Raw genomic sequence first — 19,700 nt, forward strand, 5'->3', positions numbered from 1 at the left:
TTTATTTTTTATTTTTTATTGGACCTATCTTGAATAGCAATTCATCTTCATGTCCTTCAGCTGGAAAATCCTCTGAGAGAAAGTAATCACTGATGTTGCAATCTGTCTCAAGCTTTTTTGCAAGACCTTTAAATAATGATTGTGACGGTTTATTTGAAGGTGAAACTGTTGCTTCAATGTATTGAACGGTTCCACATGCTGTACGGTTCAGTAATTGGTACAACATCTTTGTTGCTAAACCTTTACCGCGCTCAGATTCATTAACAGCAACCTGCCAAATGAATAATTTATCCGTTGTATTCGGATGAAAAAACCCGGAAATAAACCCAACAATCTCCCCGTTTCTTTCTGCCACAATGGATGTATCAGAAAATATCTCACACCACATTAAATAACTATATGACGAATTTAAATCAAGTACCTTTGTATTTTTTATGAGTTGCCAAACCACTGATCCATCGTGTTTGGTTGGCTTACGAAAATGAAAATCTGTTTCAATTTCAGCTACTGCATTCATTCCTGCAATTCCATTTGTATTGATGCTCTCACCTCCTGCGCTATTTAATTGGTACTCTATAAGATTAATAATAAGCTTCCATTTCGTCAAAATTGATAAAGGCGGGAATTTACAGATTATTCATGATGAGGTATGCTGTGGGTAGTTTGATTGAAGATGCCTATTAAAAGCTAGCAAATGCTGAGGTATAATCCGGTTTATGCAAAATTCGAGTTTTTTAGAGTTTTAAATCAGAAGGTTGGTTGCTTATTGGTCGTATTTTTAGCAAGCCTCTAATAAAGCAAATTAATATTGACAGGACGGCATTTTACACGTATAGTAATAAGTACAAATCGTACATACGATTCCGTAGCTCAGCTGGGAGAGCGCTACCTTGACAGGGTAGAGGTCGTTGGTTCGAGCCCAATCGGAATCATCATAAAACAGAGGTCTGTATCCCTTGTATATCAAGGAGTACAGACTTTTTTATTTTTATAGTAAAGATTTGTTTTTCACCCCAATTTGGTTAGCAGTCACAAATCAGTCACAGAATTTTTTAGAGCCATTTCAAACACATCGGCAACATCATAATCGTTGTTAGGAACAAGGTGAGCGTATATTTCCAAGGTTGTTTTGGGGCTGGTATGTCCCATACGTGCAGCAACTTTGACTAAATCTACACCTCCTGATAACAGGATGGATGCGTGCGAATGTCTTAAATCGTGAAAGCGAATGATACGTACACCACCTGCTTAATGATTCTATTTGTAACCCGCAGCAAATTTCCCGGATCCTGGACCGCCCCATTTTCTGTACAAACAACTAAATCTTGATCTTGGTACATTTCTCCAGCCGCTTTCTTCTGACCCTCCTGATTTCTTCGGTGTTCTTTAAGTTCAGTGATGACTCGGCTAGTAGAAAACCGGATTTCTTTTTCTGTTTACGCACCCCATCTTGATTGAGATCAACGGTATATCGATATCTAATCCCTTGTTTTTTCTTATATTTTTGAATAGATCCTATCATTTTGCTTACCTCCTTATTAGTAAAGGTAAGCAAGTGGTCTACTTTTAATTTTGACCAAGGAATAGTAAATTATAATTAGTTACATTAATTTAGATTTATTATTTGAAATATTGCAATTAAATGGTAAGGTTAATATGCACTTAAACTAACAGGACATTATTGTTGTAGAATAATAGAAATGCATATATTCTCTAAGAAAATTAAAAAGAAACTCTTGACTCTCCCCTATAGGGTAGACATTAAACTCTATTTGTAAGTTAATCATTTAAAGGAGGAATTCAAAATGAACTTAGAAATTAGAGACATTAAAAAAGAGGACATAGAACCTATTAAAGTAATTACTGCTGAGGCCTTTGCTAAAGGGTTTATAGAAGAGGTAGAAAACGAAGATATACTAGATGCAGCAATTACGCTAATGTTTATAAATCCGATATTAAACAAAAGTACCTTCGGGAGAGTAGCTACACTAGACGGCGAGGTCATTGGTGTAATTTTTGGATCAAGAGTTGATGAGATAAGATCTTATAGATTATTACAAGAGGATTATACAAAGGAACTGTTAGAAATCTTAAATCTAAACGACATCGAAAGAAACTTATTTGTCGAATTTACTTCAAAGACTGATGATGCATATAGCAAGTTAATTAGAGGAAAAGAAAATGAGTTTCAAGGCTGTTTAGAATTCTTTGCCGTTTCTGAAAAGTCGAGAGGTAAAAAGGTAGGAAAAAAATAATTGAATGAGCTATTTTCTTACTTTAGAAACACAAAAGTTAATAAAATCTATGTATATACAGATACAATAAGTAACTATGGATTCTACGACTATAATGGTTTTAAACGCCTAGAGGAAGAATTAACTGTATTTAATTTACCTGAAGGAAGATTCGAGAATACAAACTTTATTTATGAATACAAATTTTAAGTTTAAAGCCCACCTTAGCTAGGGGGTGGGCTTTAAACTAATTTGAAATTGCGAAAAGTGATTATTTTGATTAAAGACATCTGTAACTAAATAAAATAAATAAATCTTATCACACGACAAACTCTTTTTCACCAAATATTCTTTTATTAATTGAAATGTTTCGATTTCAGTGTCTCTTGTACAATTTACAGTTAAGTAATCTCCCTTTGGTAACTTAGATACACTTGGATTATCTTTAAGCATAATAGAATCATCTGCTGTTATTATACGAAATGCATCACTAATAGCCCAAATATCATTATGACGTGAATAAATTAGTCCGTACTGGAATGTATTCATTATAAATCTTTCTAATTCTTCATCTAATTTATCGAATGAATGCATTTCATCAAGTACTCCACCCTGTGTGGGTGAACTAAAAAGGTATCTTTCTTCGAAGGTCTGCATATTAAAGCCTTTATTCATAAGATCATCCTCAGATGTATGAATAGCTTTCTTTAATATTTCTATTTGTTTACTAACCTGTATTAGTTTTTTTATTTCCATCTGAATTTCTTCATTTTTCTGTTCCAAGTAAAACTTAAGATAATTGGTATCGGAATTAGTAAATAAATCTTTAATTTCACTAATACTTACATTACCCTGTCTACATATTTTTATAATATCAAGGTAAAAAAATTGGTTAATTGTATAATACCGATAACCATTTTCGGGGTTTATGTAGGCAGGCGTAAGCAAGCCAATATCGTGGTAATAACGCAAGGCTTTTATTGTAACATCCTTTAATTTAGAAACTTCTCCAATTGAAAAGTATCTTTTATTAACCATAAATTCCTCCAAGAAGTTTAATGCGTGAAGTCCTTTTTTCACCCCTATATTTTAGAATAGCACACGTTATTGATTAATTTTTGTTATTATTATTGGCATTAATAGAGTATCCTTAGTGTCTTCCTATTATTTAGGTAGATTTATATATCTCGAAACGCCAAAATGATTTTTAACCTTTATAGCTAATTTTTCCTGTCTCCAATAATTCTTTAAGACCCATAAACATATAATACCAGCCTTGTTCAGTGCTATCACGCCATTCATCATGAGCTTTTTCGATATCGGACTCTGTCCAATTTTCTTCATGAATAACATGGATCAATTGTGTGAAAGTCATCTCACAGCCTTGCTGGAGTTCTTTTAGCTCAACTGTAATCGTATCTGCTAATTCGCTGAATCCTTCTGGTGTCAATTCAGGCATCTTAAAAGTGAACACGATTTTTTTCGGAGGATCAATTTCGAGGTACTCCCCAATCGCACGGTAATCTTTTCCTTGTCGATGGTCAACAATTTCCCAAGTACCGCCTACTACAGGATTATTTTGTGCAACCTTATTCGTCCCTTCCAATGTAAAAAACCATTTTCTCATCATTTCTGGGTTTAACCATGCATCAAAAACTCTTTCCGATTTTACATCAAAATTTCTGACCATTGTTAAAGTGGTTGTTGAATAGTTGTTCATATTAAAAACTCCTTTATGTAATTTAATGTTCTTTCTTTTGTGCCTTTATTAACTCTTTCTCAAGAGGGTCAAAACGATTACTCCAAAACCTCTCATAAAAACGAAGCCATTCAGAAACTTGAGACAATGACACTGCGTTTAATCTACATATATGCGTTCTTCCTCTTACATTCCTCTCCACTAAATTTGCTCGTTCAAGAACCTTTATATGTTTAGAAATAGCTGCTAAAGACATGTCAAAAGGCTCTGCTAACTCTGAAACTGTCCTCTCCTTTTGAGCCATCATATAAACGATTTCTCTCCTTGTTGGATCGGATAAAGCATGAAAAATTTCATTTAAGTTATCTTGATATTGATTAACCATATGGTTAAATATAACAAACTTCTCAATTTATACTCAACTGTTTAGTTAAATTAAAAACATATCCGATCTTTCGTTTTGTGCTTTTGTGGGTAAATCAAGAATTATCAATCATTGAATTTCAACTTATCAATATATTCTTTACCCTCTATCAGTGAAAGACCCAAAGTTTCTCTTGCTTTTTTAATTGCTTTTACATCTTCGCCCTCTTTTATTAGTTTACGTAGTTCATCATTGATTGGATTTTCAGGCAGACCCGATTGTTTGGTTACTTGGTCTAAGGTATATTGCATTCTTTTTATGCGACCTTCTAATTTATTCACCTTAGCCGTTACATTTATTATTATAAGAAAAGCTATGATTATAAGAATGTATTCCATATATTTTTAAACCTCCATATATTATTTGTTCCCTAAACTTATGTACGGATTAAAAAACAAATAGTTTCACTATTAAACAATCTTTCCAAGTTAGTCGAATAAGAAAAAGGATTGCCGCAGCAACCCCATTGTTCAACATAGACACCCGTTACTTTAAGTTCATATTTTTATAATTCAGAAATTGTTGCTTAATTGAATACGCATTGTTTTATGTAAAATGTTGCACCTAGTCTAAAGTGCAACTCCCTATTTTATGTTTTTTCATAACAAAATGCCTTTTAAACTAATCCATCTAACTCAACATAGCGAAAGCTACTAAAGATCCCTTGTCGCAAGATTGGAAACCACTCTTTTCATAAAAATGTCTTACATCTACGTAAAATAACGTTAATCCTTCTTGAATTAACGTTGAAGATGGGCCGGGGTTTATTATCCTTGAAATGTATAAGGAGATGAGGCTTTAAATATCCTGTCAACTCCATTAAGATGATAAGGCATTAATTCATTAGCCCTTTGTATGGATACCCATTCTATTTCTGAAATTTCGTCTTTGTCTATAATGGAAATTTCTCCTTCGATTACTTTTGCATTAAATGTTATAAATATAGCGTGATGTCCCTTGTCTTTAAATATAGCTTCATTGAGAGCTATAATTTCTCCAGCTTCAATTGTTAAACTTGTTTCTTTCTTGACCTCTCGAATAACTGCTTGTTCTAGATTTTCTCCTTTTTCCATTGCACCACCAGGGAGAGACCAACCTCCACCCTTGTTATTAACCATAAGGATTTTTTTCTTATCCTCATTGTTAAATAAATGCATAAGTTACATCGACTCTTATCATTTCTTACTCTCTCCTATGTTTTTCAGGATTAAATTATTACGGAATGCTTTTCGGCTACCCTACCCCACCAGTAAAATATCTTCTATGTACTAGTTACTTGAATAAGTTGTTATTTTATTTTTTCTATACTTTTAACCAACCTAATTATCCAATACAACGTTATCCAAGGAAGAATGAACTTTGTAGCCCATTCTATTAAATTAGGTATTACATAGGATGTGTTTATTTTAAAAAACCAGAGTATTAAGCAAAGTGCAATTAAAATTATAATACCAATTATAATTTTAATCATCCTCTCAAAGCTATTTTTATTCTGTTGCGTTACTTGAATAAGGAGGAGCATTATCCTTCTATCAGTAATGCACCGGTTAGTAAAGTAGAATGATAAAAACAATATTTATTACTTCTATTATTCTATATGGTCGCGGGCTTATCTAATAAAAGTGTCGTATAAGAATGGTATGCCCACATCCAAGATAAACAAAGCGATGGCGACGAAAAGGACGGTTCCGGCTATTGGTAGAATCCATTTTCTTTTCTTGAATTGGAACCAGTAATTGATTGCCCACATTACAGTCAGGAAAATAATTGTACCGAATCCAAACATGTCAGAGACGGGGTCTCGGTGTGGGCTAATATTTACCACAGAGAAAAACGCAAGAAAACCGATAGCTCCCAATAGAATTAAATTGACAGTATGCACGACAATATCATAAATAGTATCTTTGTTTTTCATTAAATTTCCACCCCGATCATTTATAGTCCACAATCACATTTTATTATTCTCATTTCCGTCCCACTAATCTTCGACTGCCATCCCTTTAACAAGATAGTCACTTTTGAGTAATGCACCCGTTTGTTTAAGTACATTCTTTCACAAACATAACCCATAATCTTCATTTGTTACAGGAATGCTGCCCAGTTTGTTTTCACTATAACTAGCACTAAATCTAATCCACCAGAAACCAGTTTTCTCTGTTTTTAAGTTGTAGACAATTTAGAATTGGAAATCCCCATCCTTCATTAGCAGGACTTCAGTTCCACCTTCTTTAATGCCTACTACTTTCATATCTTCGGTACCAAAAGTTACATTAACTAACAAAAGTGAATTATTCAGACCCGCTTCCTTCAACTCTTCCTCAGATTGGTCAATGCCATTTTGAATATTGGAGGGAGATGCATTTCCGATTCCAATATGACAGGTCGTATTTTCATCAAATAAGGTATTGTAAAAAAGAGTATCTGCCTGAGCAAGAGGAGATTTATTAGAGACTAAGGCAATTTCACCTAGATAATGTGAACCTTCGTCTGTTTCAATGATATTTTGTAACACTTCCTGTCCCTTTGCGGCATAATAGTCGGTAATCCGTCCATCTTTAAAAATTAGATAAAATTCATCGATGACACTTCCACCATAGATAAGAGGTTTAGTACCTACCAATTTGCCATTTACCTTATTTTTATGGGGAGCAGTAAATATTTCTTCCGTAGGAATGTTCGGAAAGAAAGGTATTCCATTTTCATCTATGACACCCCCACCGATATAGTGATGATTTTTAGGTAGACCAACTAATAAATCAGTTCCACCGCTATTTGTAAAATGCAAGGCTTCAAATTGGCTCTCGTTTAGGATTTTTTTTCGAGACTCGAAGGCTCTATTGTGACTCTCCCAATCTTTTATAGGATTTTCCCCATCTGCCCGTGATCCTTTTAAAATTAATTTCCATAATGATTGTAAAGCTTCTTCTTTACTTAGGTTAGGAAATACTTTAGTTGCCCATACAACATACGGGACAGCTAGAAGACACCAGCGTACCTCGTGGGATCTAATTTTCGCATAATAATCCCTCAATTTCGTACGAGAAGCTTTTTGGAAACGACTTATCCTTTCTGTAGAAACCTCCTTATAGACATCTAAGTTTTCAGAAATAATATGGATGTAAGCAGCACCTGCATCGTCCCACTCCTTAAAACGGGCAGCCTGCCAATCAGGAAAGTGATCGATGATACTATCTGCTGCATTTAAGTAAAATTCTTTGGTTGACTGTTCATCTGTCCAATCTATAAATACATTTGAAGCTCCTGCCTCGTATGCTACCGTTTGGATTAGACGTGCAAACGTAGCATTTTGTATATCACTATGAATAATCAGTAATTGATTTTTTTGCAGATTTACACCTGTTCGTACAGCAAGTTCTGCATACATTTTTAACTGTTGTTCACTTATAAATTCATATATTCCTTTATTCATTTAATATCTCCCCTGTGATGCTCTTGTATAATTTTGCTACAGACCCCAGACGTACTTAAACTATCCTACCCCTCTACTTCGACAAAAAATGCGATAATCCTTCTTGAATTATCGCACCCTATAGTGCAGTAACCAACGAGCTTCTATTAGCTGGTTTACTTAATAAGCAATTACGTATTATACGCTTTTCGATTCCCTCTGTTACCAATAAAAATAAATAGTAGAAATCACTCCAACAACAAATGAAAGAATGATCATCGCTACTGAAGAATTTATATTCAACCAATAGAATTCGTTTAGAAGAGCAGGGTTACTTGCTCTTCTTTATATTTGGTTCCAAAAGTAAGAAATAGGTGCTATTCATTACATCTTCAACTTTTGTACCAGTTAGCTTAACAAGCAATAACTAATTTCCAACTATTTTGTTCTCTGTTCCATTTACAATTCTCTTTATATTTTGTCGATGTAGAACAATTATTGATACGCTTATTAGGAGAGAAAGTGCTATGATAACTTTATCTTCAAATATAAGACTGTAAATGAATAATGCTATACTAGCCAACATTGAACTTAGTGATACATACTTAGTAAATAGCAAAGTTAACACGAACACAACAAAACCAACACAAACACCTAAAGGAGTCAAAAACAAGAAGACTCCAGTTGCTGTCGCAACAGCCTTTCCACCTTTAAAACTAGCAAAAACAGAAAATATGTGCCCTAATATGGCTAATAAACCACATACAATAGGGTTAACTGTAGAACCAAGTATTTGGGGAAGTAAACAAGCAAATGTACCTTTTAATATATCAGCAATTGCAACAATAAATCCTGCTTTTATGCCTAAAACTCTATAAGCATTAGTTGCGCCAAGATTACCACTACCGTAATCACGAATATCTTTCTTATAAAATATTTTGCCGATTACTAAAGCAAATGAGATTGAGCCAATTAAATAACTTAGACTCAAAGTTAAAATGTTCAAATTATTATCTCCTTACATAGTTTGTTAAGTAAGTATGCCTATTTATTGCATATGATTTTCCTGCAATCCTTCTTACATAACCTGCCCCTTTAATGGCACTAGTTGCAATTTTTTTTCAAGAAAAGCAACAGTTTGCTTAATAAGACTTAATAACTTGTTAAAAATACTTTTCCCTTGGTTGTTTTAGAAGACTCTACAACCTCAACAGCCTTTTTTACGTTTGAAAAGTTTCTTGCCATTTATTTGCTGAAACATTTTTATTCCAATTCCGTAAATGAAATATATTAGCATTTACTTTTGCCTTGTTTACAATCTCTACCCAATTTACTTGTACCCCAGATAAAAGACCAATTGTTAAAAAATTGCCATTACAGAGGACACTAAAAGCTAATTCATTCCCATCAGCGCCTCCAACAGAATCGATAGCAGCATCTTCCCCCACTCCATTTGTTAATTACATAACTGTTTCATTAAGCGAAACTTTAACTATCCTGCCAGCTTATACTTCGATGATAGCATAATATTTTAAACATTTTATTGAATTTTTCCAGCAGAAAAAAGCGATCAAATATAATAATCACCTTGTTTAACTATCACACCCGTTAGCTCAATAAGAACTTGCTAATTAATTGTTTCTTTGCTTCTTGTACAATAATAGTTATTATGAAGTCTTCGGTAAATTTATTTATATTATCGCCATAACGAAAGTCATCTATCATTTCACTTATTTCAAACCATATCTCTAATTCCTCATTAGTAAAGTGTTCACGAACCACTTCATATATTTCATATGCCAAGTTTATTGCTTTATTATGATCATCTATTATTTGCATTAATAAATAACGTATATAACATTTTGCACATTCTTCATAAGAAGGCTCCTTTATACCTAATTCACCTAAAGCTCTATTAAAATAGTCTTCTACTTCAAAAATATTTAGTGGCTCTCTCAATGAAGCGAGGATATTTACGGATGGTGTTCGAGTTTCATTTTCCCACAGACTATAAGCCCAATTAACATAGTCAACAGGCTTTTCTTTCCCTTTAAATTTCTTAAAACACAATATTTTTATATTCAGATTATTCATTCCCTTTTTTACTACTCGACTTATTCAATAATCCTACCGTTAGCTTTAACTTCTACCTAAATACTAACATAATATTCCAATAATAAAATCAAGATTTTAACCATAAGAAAAAGGCGATCTCACTTTGATCTCCTTCTGTCACTATCGCACCAGTTAGTAAAAAATCCTTTGGAAATTTTTTTATTTGTCATTATTGTCCTTTTTCCATTTATAAGGGACTTTCGACCAATTATAAAATAAAATAAACAAGAACATCATAAAACATATCCCTATATTATCAACCCATTTAACCTCTCTATCAAAAATTAACTGCCAAATAATTGATACCACAAAAAATATTGATGGAAATCTGATGCTTTTCCTAAACATATTGGTACCACCTCCAGCATTTATAAAATATCTCCTACAAAATTTCTTGTTACATTAAAGCACCAGTTAACGCAATAAGAAGCGTGCTACTATTAGCTGGTTTTGTTGAATAGTGAAAAGCTAAATTATAATTCACCAGAAGGGTTCTTCTTCATTGGAAACTTTAATCATATACGGATAGACAATCAAAATAACTGCTATCATAGGTATCATAATAACGATAACCATCCACCAAGGAAAACTAAAAAAGACGTTAATAGGCAATGCGATTAGTGGTATTAGACCAATCATATTCGTTCTTTTCTTGGAAGAAGCTGACTCATATTGTTTATTTCCACAATGTGGACATTTCAATCTGAATAGTGTTTTCACAGTTTGTTTCCAAGTCCATTCTTCACCGCAATTTTGGCAAATAGGCATTTAAACAACACCCCCTTCTTATTACATACGAACTGCACAATAAAGAGCTTCAATGTTATTAGTCCTTTTTGATTTTTATTGATAAAAAGCGAATATCCTTATTGAACAATCCTGCCCCGTTAGCTGAATATCTCTAAATAATAACACAGTATTCGAAATATATTATTTGATTTTCTCAAAAGAAAAGGCGATCAAAAATAATCACCTTGTATAACTATCGTACCCGTTAGCAACAAAAGGTTTAACGTTTAAATCCCATAACTAAGAATAAGAAAACTACCTACCCATAATACAATATTTGAAGAGATTATAGCACTTTATTTCCTCATGATTAATTATCAAAAAGCATTAGATATGTAAAAAAATCAGGTGTTTCCTGATTAACATGATAAGTGTCGATTCCACGTTCGATAATCAGGTCAACCTTTAGTTCTTGGCAATTGGAGGTTATTTCATTTAACTGCGATTCGATAATGACAATTATTCTTTCATCATCTGATGTAGCCTCTCTCATAAGATTATAGTAATGATCACTCTTTTCATTTCTTACTATCTCATACGGAACGAAATTTAAGTTATCCAGGTTAGGCTTTATGAGGCCGTTATTGTGTGCATTAATATAGTTAAGAGCTGTCATTTTCAAAAAAATTGCTTCGGATTCTGCCAACCCTGTTTCAACAATATCTATTTTTTTTGAAACGCAGAGATAACGTCATTAACCGATTGTAATGATCGAATTTCATGGAAATATTGATGCTTCAAATATGTTTTGTACTCATTATGATCCACGTAATCACCTCAACAAAAAGATATGTCATAAGACATTGTAAAAATAATTGCTATTAAATTAAACTACCCCGTTAGTACAATAACTTCTACGTAAAATAGCGTTAATCCTTCTTGAATTAACGCACCAGTTAGTTGAACAATGGCAAATGTTTATTATCCTTGAAATGTATATGGAGATGAGGCTTTAAGCAAGCTATTAACTCCACTAGGATGATAAGGCATTAATTCATTAGCCCTTTGTATGTCTACCCATTCTATTTTCGAAATTTCGTCTTTGTCTATAATCAAGATTTCTCCTTCGATGACTTTAGCTTTAAATGTTATAAATAAAGCGTGATGTCCCTTTTCTTCAAATATTGCTTCATTGACAGCTATAATTTCTCCAGCTTCAATTGTTAAACTTGTTTCCTCCTTAACCTCTCGAATAACTGCTTGTTCTAGGGTTTCCCCTTGTTCCACTGCACCACCAGGCAGGGTCCAACCTCCACCCCTGTTATTAACCATAAGGATTTTTTTCTTATCCTCATCATAAATAAGTGCATACGCTACATCCACTCTTATCATTTTTACTCACTCCTAAGTTTTTAAGGGTTAACGGAATGTTCTTCGACTTTCCTGCTCATTAATAAAATATCTTCTACGTAAAGTAGATTGATACTTGTTGGATCAACTCACCCGTAGTTGAAGAAGCGATAGGAAATAATTACTTTTGTAGTTGATTTAAAATCAGTTTCAACACATCATTGTGTGTCATATTATTAGTAAATAAAGTTTCTCCATCTACTCCAAGATAATCACTTGGATTCCACCAGCGACATAAAGATTCTTCTCCAAACTCCATCTTTTTTGAACGAGAGTTGTGACGTTTGACTGTTTCCTCAAAGGATAAATCAAAATAATATGTATATACCTTTTGATTGTAAAACTGGATAAGATTATTCAACATTTCACCATAACGATTTTTATACAAGATTCCTTCTACAATAACGAATTCACACTTATCTTTACCATATTCCGCAATTTGGCGAATAAAATCAATTGAAGGATTTCCATCTCTATCCCGAACCTTCAACATATCTCGACGAACGACATCCTGAGAAACAAGGAGAGTTCCGTGACCTAAATGATTTTGAAGACTTTTCGCAGTCGTCGTTTTTCCACTTCCTGAATTGCCCCGTATGATAATTAGCTTGGATTCCATATACTTCCCTGCCTGTTGTCTAATTTTGTTTCTTACCTTTAATACTTCAATACAATAATCAATTTTTCGTTATTGAACATAACTTCCCCTTTAGTAAATTCTACAAAAAAGTATGTTTCTCCTTCTTTTACCTTATTCAACTCTTCTGCCCCTATACTTCAACAAAAAGAGTGCGAATTCCTTCTTTCAGAAACCCACCATTTACTTGATCAAGTTTATAATACAATAGCAACAAATACCATAAAGCAAAAGACATTAATTGCGGCAAGGAGCCATTTCTTACAGCCTTTACCAAGCCCTGCAACTAAGAAGCCAAATATAGGAAACAGAAAAACTCCTAACAGAAATATCAATCCAGTAATGTTGCTTATATACTGATTCAGGAATATACCACTCGCCCACCAAAGAAGAAATAAGACAATAAATATCAGGGATGCACGATGAAATTTTTTCTCGTAGCCTTTCACCCATTCTTTGGCTACCTGAATATAAAAATCATCTTCGTCTTTTTTATCTCGATTGACTACGAATGCTGATATCAACCTTTTACCGTTTTTTATTTTTGCGGTATTTGATCCTTCTGTTAAATCTTCACGTAAATATTTGTTCTTAATAAGATTTTCCAAGCCATCTCTCATTATAGAGTTGATGTCTTCATAGGACTTTGTTTTCTTCAACTTTGATTCTTTGCTTTTAAACAAGGAGTACAAAGTAAATCGAGTCAATAAATAAAATAATCGTGAATATAATTTTTGAAACATCTTTTACTACCTTTCTTTTTTTGTTGCATTTTTCTATTCACAAGTGCGAAGTAAGTTACTATTCCTTTTTAACAATGCACCATATAGTTCAATAAGAGGGGGAGCTTCTATTAGCTGGTTTAGTTGAACAATTTACTTTTTTAACTTAAAAACAATAAAGTCAGCACATCTGAAATCTTCTTCAAAGGAAGGATATTTTTTTAGCATCTCTCTTGACGGCTTGGGCTCTACAATACTTTCTAATACAAAACCTGTTTTGATTAAAGTGTTTATATAGCTTGTTAATGTTCTATGGAAGAATAGCATCTTCTCTTTATCACCTAACCCTTGTTCATAAGCACCTTCATAAAAATATTTATCGACGTTCCAATGCAATTTTTCACCACTCTCTGTTCCCTCCCATCCGCATTCGGGAGTAACAAAACAAGGATGCAATATTGAAAAAATAAAACTGCCTCCATCTACTAATAACCGGTACATTTCTGAAAATGCCTTTTCATAATTCTCAAGGTCTTGAATAACCATATTGGATACTACTAAATCGAAACTTTTACCTTCTAATATATTCAAATCCTCACAATTACCTTGTCTATAATCAATTAACAGATCTTTTGAAGTTCTTTCTTTAGCAATTTCTATCATTCTTGGAGAATAATCCACTGCTGTCACAGTAGCACCCGATTTGGATAAAATCCTGCTTAAATATCCTTCACCACACCCTGCATCTAAAACTTTTTTATTATTTACATTCTCCATTAGTGAAAATAATGTGGGATTTAGGAAGATTTCTTTATGAAGGTCTCCTTGATCAGAATGATTTTCTGAATATGTATCTGCAAAGGCATCCCATCTCTTAATTGCTTCTTCAGTACCTACATTTTGTTTCAAATTCTATCCCTCCATTGTCATTTGTTATAAGACCACTAATTTACTTATATAACCCTCTTAAAGTATCCTGCCCCCTTAATAAAATAACTTCAGATTTAATAATAGCATGATATTGAAGCAATATTTTAAAAAGAAACAAGACGATCGTTTCGATGATCGCCTTGTTTAACTCCCTCAGATAGATTCAAATTACTCGTAAATGCTCTTGCACCAGATAGTTAAATAAGATTTTGTTTAATGTGTATGTTTCCTATTAAAATTTTTATATAACCCATACGTGCTTTCAAGTGCAAACAAGATACCCAATATTAAATAAAGCAATGCTCTATCCATCTCATTAAAACCTAATATAGATGATATGATTAAACCGATTGCAAAAATTAAAATAATTAAATGGAAACTTATTTTAAATTTTCTATAATCTTTAGATTCACTCACCGTATCTCCTCCTAGACTTTTTATTATATTATATATTTAAGAAAATGGGTCATCAGCCCAACAAGAAGTACATAAGAGAGAGGATCAACTTAATAATCTCCTGTGTAACTCTTGCACCCGATAGTTAAGTTTGTTTTTTCACAAATAGCATAATCTAACAGGTTGTCAGATCACCTATTTCACCAACCCTTTTACTTATCTATATGCCGCTATGTATACTCCCACATTCTACTAACTTCCACCAACTCTTCTCCATTAAATTCCATTCTGTATACATCTGGTTTTGATGTGTGGAGTAAAAATTCTATATCAAATTTACTATCATAATAACCCATCATTAAAGTCATTACAGCTCCATGAGTACCTACAACTACTTTCTGTCCTTGATAAGTATGTAATATTTCTTTTAAGGTTTTTATAGCTCTTGTCTGGCAGTCCTGATTAGACTCCCCTCCAGGTAAAGCATAGGTTGATTCATAGAATGACTTGTTTAATAACGGGATTAATTCCTTATCAGATATTCGTCTATCCTCTAAGGTAAATATTCTTTCTTTAAGGTCCTCGAATATTAGAACTTTTTGCCCTAATTGATCTGCTAATTCCTGAAGTGTTAGGATTGAACGCTTGTATGGACTGGAGATAACAGTGTTAATACCTTCTTCTTTTAATAAATTAGTTATTCGATGAGCATCTATTTTTCCTTTAATAGTTAACCCTCTTGTTCTTTCACTTCCGACTTTTGGTGAATCACCATGTCTCACCATATATATATAAGTTTTCATTATTATCCTCCAGTATTTAAAGCCATTTTCTCTAATAATATACTATTACCTATGCTACCAAATATAACTCATTTGTGATCTATGTATCTAACTACGATTCTTAATGTGGCCTTGCTAGATAAACAGCAAAAAGAATGAGAATGATTCCTAGAACTATGAAAGACTTGTATAAAAAATTCCTTTTCCTACGAGCAACACCAACAATAGTGAAGAATATGCCAAGTATGAATGACACGATCATTATATAGAATCCCATTTTATTCATTCCTTTCGAGAGTAATTATTCGTTCATGACGATTGGCTACATCTAAATCATGAGTCACTGTAATAATAGTAGTATTAAGTTCTTTATTCATATCAAAAAGTAGATTGATAATTTTTTCTTTATTTTTCGAATCTAAAGACGCAGTTGGTTCATCTGCTAAAATTATTTGGGGTTTCATAATTACAGCCCTAGCAAAAACAGCTCTAGATCGTTGGCCACCAGAACACTCAAGTGGTTTTTTTTTCAAAATGGGCTCAATCCCAATTTTAGTAACAATTCGTTTAAAGCGATCTTGCACAGTTAGGTCTTTTTCAATGTTAGCATACATAAGCGGCAATTTAATATTATCCTCTATGGTCAAAGAATTAATTAGTGCGGATTCCTGAAGAACAAAACCAATTTTTTGATTACGCCACTCAGCTAGTTTATTTCGTGATAAATCCTTAACAGATGAATCAAAAAGTTTATAGCTCCCTTGATATTGAGTATCAAGTAGACCAATAATATTAAGCAAAGAAGTTTTTCCAACTCCAGACTCCCCTATAATAGAAAGTCTTTCCCCAGATTTAACTTCCAATTCAAAGTCATTTAAGATAGAAAAACCTTTCTTTTTGAATGTTTTTTTCCGGATTTTTAGTTTAATTATACTATTCATTGTAATACCCCCACGGAGATCGGAATCCTTTTAATTTTTCTTATCGTAAGTTCAACAATCGCAAACCCAATAATCAAATCTATAAACAGGACAATTAGTAAAGCAATCCAATCCATGCTTATTAAACCAAATATTCCGTAAGTAGCAAAAGTTGATTCTTTCCTTAACCAAAAGCCGTATCTATTGAAAGCGGTTATCACAAATAGTATGGCTAGAGTAATAGAAAACAATATTCCAAAATAACTATAAAAAATTGCTCTTAGTTTTGAATGACTCAATCCGACTAATAAATTGATTGTAAAATCTTTTATCATTAAACGAATGCTTATCAAAGTATTCCAGGTAGCTAGACAAACAATGATTAGTAGCAAAATAAAGGTGATAATACAGATGATTTTTAATGAATTAACATAATAATCTTCAAAGTAATTGAAGTTTTCTTGTTGATTAAAAAAGTTAAATTCTAAACCTAGATTTTCCTGGATAAGTTCATTTAAATCCGCTGCTTTCTCTTTTGTCGAATCAAGAAGCGCAATGTCCATCAGACCATTAACGTGCAGGTCAAGACCCGAACTTTGAATAAATTCTTCATTAACAGGTAGAAAGATTGAAAAATTGAAATAATTTTTTGAATTAGGAGCATAAAAATTAGAACGATGAGTATTCTTCTCCAAGACCCCTTGAACTTTTAAATTGACTAATTGTTTGGTGACAGGATCTGTAATCTCAATAGTTGACCCTACAGGATATGTTGTGGCCAGACCTGCACCTACTAAAACAGGTATTTCTTCTTTATTAAATTTATAGTTGAAGTCTAAGTGGTTTCCTTGAGATAATCTAAATTGATTTATCTTATAAGCCTCTTCATTGATATAATTGAAAGAAACTTCCATCTTATATTTATTATATAATGAAGTGACAAAACCATCGGCTTGTAGAGCATAAGTATAATTGTTGTCTAAATATTCATACACTTTTTGTGTATCATCTATTTCAATTCTATCAAAATCAGCTTCACTATTTGGGTCTAGATTAGCAATAAAAGTTCCTTCTTGATTCAAAGTTTCTATTTCTTGATAACCTTGATAAGTTGAAATAATTGAACGAGCAGTAGTAAAAGAAAGATAATTAGCTAAAAAAAGTAATATTATCATACCCAAAACAAGTATCCATCTTTTCAAAAATATTCTAGTTATAAAAAAATGTAAAATTCTCATTCTTTTTTCACCTGACCTGCACTAATTAATATATATATAATAAAAATAAAAACTAAGTATAGATTGCTGGTTATATTCAGCCCTAAATAGAAGTTCAATGAAAGTGAGAGTAAAAAACTAAACACTAAAATAGCTAGACTATTCAAGATATACCGGATGATAATATTCACCATTGTATCTCCTACAAGTATTCGGCAGGATATTTCTGTTTTCCTGCGATTTAAAAATTGATAGTGAAATACTATGATAATAAATGTAAGAAAAATATTTATTATAAGTTGATAATCTACAATACTTTCTAAAAAAGACTTTAAAATAGAAGAACCTTCTAAATTCAAAGTTTGTACATAAATAAATAGTAAGTTTGAAGCAAAACAGAATAGGTAGATAGCAACCGCCTCAAAAACGTCGAAAAATCTAAATAAAGAATATTTCATAAACTACTCCTTAAAGTTGACATGAAGTAAGCTAAATTACCTATTAGTAAGATACGTTTTAAAATATCCATATCTCTCCCCCCTAAAAAATTAAATCTGTTCTTTGGTGTTGGAAGTCGATTCACTCTGGTATTCAAGAATATCACCAGGCTGGCATTCCAAAGCCTCGCAAATAGCTTCTAATGTTGAGAACCTAATAGCCTTCGCTTTTCCATTTTTTAGAATGGAGATATTAGCCATCGTTATCCCAACCCTATTTGAGAGCTCAGTTACACTCATTTTCCTTTTTGCTAACATCACATCAATATTGATTATAATTGCCATTGTTTTCACCTCAAACTGTTAGATCATTCTCTGACTTTATATCTAGTGCATTTCTTAATAATTTTTGAAGAACTGCAGCAAATACTGCTATAACAACCGAGGCAAAAATTATTATAAAGCCGATAATTGCTATTCCTGGATGCAAAGCACTTTGTGACATAAGTAAGATGGACCCTATTACATACAAGATACTTATAGTAATTGCACAATACTTAATTAGGTTTAAAGAGTTTACAGATGACTCCGAAAAGGCATCTTCATTATCAATTAATTTCAGAAGTCTTATAGCCTGATACAGAGCAACAAAAAATGGGATAGTAGTTACATACAAACCTAATAAAACAGGATACTGTAAAAAAGCAAACTCTGGAAACATTTCTGCCGTATCATTTGCCAACCACGGCAGGAAAAAAATACACAAAGAAAGTACGATAACTCCAATAAGAAAAACAGCTATCTTTAAGAAAATTGTTGAACCTCGTTTCATTAAAAAGCACCTCACTTATTAACTGATAATTACACCTTAATACATTTTTTATCGAATGGCAATAAACATTTATCATATTTTGTTATTTATTTATTGTTATATTTAATACCTTCAATTTCTAGCAAAATTAAAAGCATTCCTTCTTCACAAAGGAATGCCTTTATACTTCGAGTTACTCATAATTAATAATCCTTTTTCAACTAAACTGCCCCGTTAGCTCAAGAACTTTTTTATTTAATATTAACATAATATTCCAAACGATTTCAGAAAAGAAAAGGCGATCAATTTGATGATCGCCTATAAAACTCTTGCACCCGTTAGTTGATTTTATCTTTTACTGTTTCAACTTCCTTTATCGCACTTGTTAAAACTAAGTCGTTTTCACTTATCGTATGTCCTTCTACAAGGGAGATGTCGTATTCGCCATTAGAGAACTTTATGTAATACGCATCTTCTTTATTCTTTTCAAAAAATATTGTGTACTTATTTTTATTTACTGTATTTAATTCCCAACTCGCACCTATCCCTACTCCAACACTGTCTGATATTCTCTTTGCGTAATATCCTTCCTTGTCTTCGATTAATTCTCCAACAAAAATAACATCCTCTCTCGACTGTACTACTAATAACTTTTCCCCTCTTGTCGTTATAATTAAATCAATATTCCCTTCAATATCTTCTTTCTCACTAAAATGTTCCAAAGTTTCTTCTTTAGAAGAGAAGTGGTCTATCTTATCCTTTTCACTACAAGCAGATATGAAAAAAATAGCTATAACCATTAAAATGACCATAAATCGTCTAATAATA

At 32.5% G+C, this 19,700-nt stretch carries 24 protein-coding genes, 1 tRNA gene and 2 pseudogenes; 2 read left to right on the forward strand and 25 right to left on the reverse strand.

The window, feature by feature from the left end; all coding sequences use genetic code 11:
• Window position 1: 1 nt before the first annotated feature.
• Window positions 2-607: a diaminobutyrate acetyltransferase gene (gene ectA / locus NYE61_RS06085; protein WP_339317097.1), complete on the reverse strand. Its 606-nt coding sequence runs from the start codon at window positions 605-607 to the stop codon at window positions 2-4.
• Window positions 608-859: 252 nt separating this feature from the next.
• On the opposite strand from ectA, the gene NYE61_RS06090 reads away from it, so the two are divergent.
• Window positions 860-932, forward strand: a tRNA-Val gene (locus tag NYE61_RS06090).
• Between the two features lie 386 nt (window positions 933-1,318).
• Here the strand turns inward: NYE61_RS06090 and NYE61_RS06095 are convergent.
• A complete protein-coding gene (locus NYE61_RS06095; RefSeq protein WP_339317099.1) occupies window positions 1,319-1,522 on the reverse strand; it encodes a hypothetical protein in 204 nt (67 codons plus the stop codon).
• A gap of 283 nt (window positions 1,523-1,805) precedes the next feature.
• Here NYE61_RS06095 and NYE61_RS06100 point away from each other — a divergent pair, with 283 nt between their 5' ends.
• Window positions 1,806-2,255 carry an N-acetyltransferase gene (locus tag NYE61_RS06100; protein ID WP_339317101.1) on the forward strand — a complete coding sequence of 150 codons (450 nt, stop codon included), beginning with the start codon at window positions 1,806-1,808 and terminating at the stop codon, window positions 2,253-2,255.
• Between the two features lie 207 nt (window positions 2,256-2,462).
• Here NYE61_RS06100 and NYE61_RS06105 read toward each other — a convergent pair whose 3' ends face one another.
• From NYE61_RS06105 to NYE61_RS06215, 23 genes and pseudogenes are all read right to left on the reverse strand, one after another.
• Window positions 2,463-3,272 carry a helix-turn-helix domain-containing protein gene (locus tag NYE61_RS06105; protein ID WP_339317103.1) on the reverse strand — a complete coding sequence of 270 codons (810 nt, stop codon included), beginning with the start codon at window positions 3,270-3,272 and terminating at the stop codon, window positions 2,463-2,465.
• 169 nt (window positions 3,273-3,441) lie between these two features.
• A complete protein-coding gene (locus NYE61_RS06110) occupies window positions 3,442-3,954 on the reverse strand; it encodes an SRPBCC domain-containing protein (RefSeq protein WP_118888765.1) in 513 nt (170 codons plus the stop codon).
• 22 nt (window positions 3,955-3,976) lie between these two features.
• Window positions 3,977-4,318: a metalloregulator ArsR/SmtB family transcription factor gene (locus NYE61_RS06115; RefSeq protein ID WP_339317105.1), complete on the reverse strand. Its 342-nt coding sequence runs from the start codon at window positions 4,316-4,318 to the stop codon at window positions 3,977-3,979.
• Window positions 4,319-4,422: 104 nt separating this feature from the next.
• Window positions 4,423-4,695 carry a hypothetical protein gene (locus NYE61_RS06120; protein WP_118888763.1) on the reverse strand — a complete coding sequence of 91 codons (273 nt, stop codon included), beginning with the start codon at window positions 4,693-4,695 and terminating at the stop codon, window positions 4,423-4,425.
• Between the two features lie 429 nt (window positions 4,696-5,124).
• Window positions 5,125-5,536: pseudogene (locus tag NYE61_RS06125) on the reverse strand (NUDIX hydrolase).
• Window positions 5,537-5,966: 430 nt separating this feature from the next.
• Window positions 5,967-6,272 carry a hypothetical protein gene (locus tag NYE61_RS06130; protein WP_118888761.1) on the reverse strand — a complete coding sequence of 102 codons (306 nt, stop codon included), beginning with the start codon at window positions 6,270-6,272 and terminating at the stop codon, window positions 5,967-5,969.
• Window positions 6,273-6,533: 261 nt separating this feature from the next.
• Window positions 6,534-7,787 carry an aminopeptidase gene (locus NYE61_RS06135; protein ID WP_303447962.1) on the reverse strand — a complete coding sequence of 418 codons (1,254 nt, stop codon included), beginning with the start codon at window positions 7,785-7,787 and terminating at the stop codon, window positions 6,534-6,536.
• Between the two features lie 406 nt (window positions 7,788-8,193).
• Window positions 8,194-8,772 (reverse strand): glycerol-3-phosphate 1-O-acyltransferase PlsY, encoded by a 579-nt coding sequence (gene plsY / locus NYE61_RS06140; protein WP_095309430.1) that lies wholly within the window; start codon window positions 8,770-8,772, stop codon window positions 8,194-8,196.
• Window positions 8,773-8,918: 146 nt separating this feature from the next.
• Window positions 8,919-9,250: pseudogene (locus NYE61_RS06145) on the reverse strand (alcohol dehydrogenase); the annotation flags it as partial.
• A 124-nt stretch (window positions 9,251-9,374) separates the two neighbouring features.
• Window positions 9,375-9,860, reverse strand: a complete 486-nt coding sequence (locus tag NYE61_RS06150; protein WP_251660463.1) for a hypothetical protein — start codon at window positions 9,858-9,860, stop codon at window positions 9,375-9,377.
• Window positions 9,861-10,361: 501 nt separating this feature from the next.
• Window positions 10,362-10,649, reverse strand: a complete 288-nt coding sequence (locus NYE61_RS06155) for a TIGR04104 family putative zinc finger protein (RefSeq protein WP_303447963.1) — start codon at window positions 10,647-10,649, stop codon at window positions 10,362-10,364.
• A 331-nt stretch (window positions 10,650-10,980) separates the two neighbouring features.
• Window positions 10,981-11,163 (reverse strand): hypothetical protein, encoded by a 183-nt coding sequence (locus tag NYE61_RS06160; protein ID WP_303447964.1) that lies wholly within the window; start codon window positions 11,161-11,163, stop codon window positions 10,981-10,983.
• A 428-nt stretch (window positions 11,164-11,591) separates the two neighbouring features.
• Window positions 11,592-12,002: an NUDIX hydrolase gene (locus NYE61_RS06165; protein ID WP_303447965.1), complete on the reverse strand. Its 411-nt coding sequence runs from the start codon at window positions 12,000-12,002 to the stop codon at window positions 11,592-11,594.
• A gap of 139 nt (window positions 12,003-12,141) precedes the next feature.
• Window positions 12,142-12,639, reverse strand: coding sequence for a kinase (locus NYE61_RS06170; protein ID WP_303447966.1), 498 nt, complete (start codon window positions 12,637-12,639; stop codon window positions 12,142-12,144).
• A 215-nt stretch (window positions 12,640-12,854) separates the two neighbouring features.
• A complete protein-coding gene (locus tag NYE61_RS06175) occupies window positions 12,855-13,400 on the reverse strand; it encodes a hypothetical protein (protein WP_339317112.1) in 546 nt (181 codons plus the stop codon).
• Window positions 13,401-13,532: 132 nt separating this feature from the next.
• Window positions 13,533-14,288 carry a class I SAM-dependent methyltransferase gene (locus NYE61_RS06180; protein WP_303447968.1) on the reverse strand — a complete coding sequence of 252 codons (756 nt, stop codon included), beginning with the start codon at window positions 14,286-14,288 and terminating at the stop codon, window positions 13,533-13,535.
• Between the two features lie 234 nt (window positions 14,289-14,522).
• Window positions 14,523-14,726 (reverse strand): hypothetical protein, encoded by a 204-nt coding sequence (locus NYE61_RS06185; RefSeq protein ID WP_303447969.1) that lies wholly within the window; start codon window positions 14,724-14,726, stop codon window positions 14,523-14,525.
• Between the two features lie 209 nt (window positions 14,727-14,935).
• The gene (locus NYE61_RS06190; RefSeq protein ID WP_303447970.1) at window positions 14,936-15,508 is read right to left on the reverse strand and encodes a histidine phosphatase family protein; all 573 of its coding nucleotides are present in this window, start codon (window positions 15,506-15,508) and stop codon (window positions 14,936-14,938) included.
• Window positions 15,509-15,765: 257 nt separating this feature from the next.
• The gene (locus tag NYE61_RS06195) at window positions 15,766-16,428 is read right to left on the reverse strand and encodes an ATP-binding cassette domain-containing protein (RefSeq protein ID WP_303447971.1); all 663 of its coding nucleotides are present in this window, start codon (window positions 16,426-16,428) and stop codon (window positions 15,766-15,768) included.
• Complete coding sequence (locus NYE61_RS06200) at window positions 16,425-17,645, reverse strand: ABC transporter permease (protein WP_303447972.1); 1,221 nt, start codon at window positions 17,643-17,645, stop codon at window positions 16,425-16,427. Before NYE61_RS06200 ends, NYE61_RS06195 begins: the two co-directional genes overlap by 4 nt.
• A 527-nt stretch (window positions 17,646-18,172) precedes the next feature.
• Window positions 18,173-18,406 carry a helix-turn-helix transcriptional regulator gene (locus NYE61_RS06205; RefSeq protein ID WP_303447973.1) on the reverse strand — a complete coding sequence of 78 codons (234 nt, stop codon included), beginning with the start codon at window positions 18,404-18,406 and terminating at the stop codon, window positions 18,173-18,175.
• Between the two features lie 10 nt (window positions 18,407-18,416).
• Complete coding sequence (locus tag NYE61_RS06210) at window positions 18,417-18,893, reverse strand: DUF2975 domain-containing protein (RefSeq protein ID WP_303447974.1); 477 nt, start codon at window positions 18,891-18,893, stop codon at window positions 18,417-18,419.
• A gap of 317 nt (window positions 18,894-19,210) precedes the next feature.
• The gene (locus NYE61_RS06215; protein ID WP_303447975.1) at window positions 19,211-19,684 is read right to left on the reverse strand and encodes a hypothetical protein; all 474 of its coding nucleotides are present in this window, start codon (window positions 19,682-19,684) and stop codon (window positions 19,211-19,213) included.
• Between the last annotated feature and the right edge of the window lie 16 nt (window positions 19,685-19,700).

This window comes from Oceanobacillus sp. FSL W7-1304, assembly GCF_037969805.1.
Classification (GTDB): Bacteria; Bacillota; Bacilli; order Bacillales; family Amphibacillaceae; genus Oceanobacillus; species Oceanobacillus profundus.

Coding starts and splice junctions, on each gene's coding strand:
- NYE61_RS06130 (WP_118888761.1), bottom strand. CDS start 6,272: ATGAAAAACAAAGATACTATTTATGATATTGTCGTGCATACTGTCAAT.
- NYE61_RS06175 (WP_339317112.1), bottom strand. CDS start 13,400: ATGTTTCAAAAATTATATTCACGATTATTTTATTTATTGACTCGATTT.
- NYE61_RS06165 (WP_303447965.1), bottom strand. CDS start 12,002: ATGATAAGAGTGGATGTAGCGTATGCACTTATTTATGATGAGGATAAG.
- NYE61_RS06135 (WP_303447962.1), bottom strand. CDS start 7,787: ATGAATAAAGGAATATATGAATTTATAAGTGAACAACAGTTAAAAATG.
- NYE61_RS06215 (WP_303447975.1), bottom strand. CDS start 19,684: ATGGTCATTTTAATGGTTATAGCTATTTTTTTCATATCTGCTTGTAGT.
- NYE61_RS06095 (WP_339317099.1), bottom strand. CDS start 1,522: ATGATAGGATCTATTCAAAAATATAAGAAAAAACAAGGGATTAGATAT.
- NYE61_RS06120 (WP_118888763.1), bottom strand. CDS start 4,695: ATGGAATACATTCTTATAATCATAGCTTTTCTTATAATAATAAATGTA.
- NYE61_RS06160 (WP_303447964.1), bottom strand. CDS start 11,163: ATGAGAGAGGCTACATCAGATGATGAAAGAATAATTGTCATTATCGAA.
- NYE61_RS06105 (WP_339317103.1), bottom strand. CDS start 3,272: ATGGTTAATAAAAGATACTTTTCAATTGGAGAAGTTTCTAAATTAAAG.
- NYE61_RS06190 (WP_303447970.1), bottom strand. CDS start 15,508: ATGAAAACTTATATATATATGGTGAGACATGGTGATTCACCAAAAGTC.
- NYE61_RS06195 (WP_303447971.1), bottom strand. CDS start 16,428: ATGAATAGTATAATTAAACTAAAAATCCGGAAAAAAACATTCAAAAAG.
- NYE61_RS06150 (WP_251660463.1), bottom strand. CDS start 9,860: ATGAATAATCTGAATATAAAAATATTGTGTTTTAAGAAATTTAAAGGG.
- NYE61_RS06205 (WP_303447973.1), bottom strand. CDS start 18,406: ATGGCAATTATAATCAATATTGATGTGATGTTAGCAAAAAGGAAAATG.
- NYE61_RS06110 (WP_118888765.1), bottom strand. CDS start 3,954: ATGAACAACTATTCAACAACCACTTTAACAATGGTCAGAAATTTTGAT.
- NYE61_RS06210 (WP_303447974.1), bottom strand. CDS start 18,893: ATGAAACGAGGTTCAACAATTTTCTTAAAGATAGCTGTTTTTCTTATT.
- NYE61_RS06100 (WP_339317101.1), top strand. CDS start 1,806: ATGAACTTAGAAATTAGAGACATTAAAAAAGAGGACATAGAACCTATT.
- NYE61_RS06170 (WP_303447966.1), bottom strand. CDS start 12,639: ATGGAATCCAAGCTAATTATCATACGGGGCAATTCAGGAAGTGGAAAA.
- NYE61_RS06200 (WP_303447972.1), bottom strand. CDS start 17,645: ATGAGAATTTTACATTTTTTTATAACTAGAATATTTTTGAAAAGATGG.
- NYE61_RS06155 (WP_303447963.1), bottom strand. CDS start 10,649: ATGCCTATTTGCCAAAATTGCGGTGAAGAATGGACTTGGAAACAAACT.
- NYE61_RS06115 (WP_339317105.1), bottom strand. CDS start 4,318: ATGGTTAATCAATATCAAGATAACTTAAATGAAATTTTTCATGCTTTA.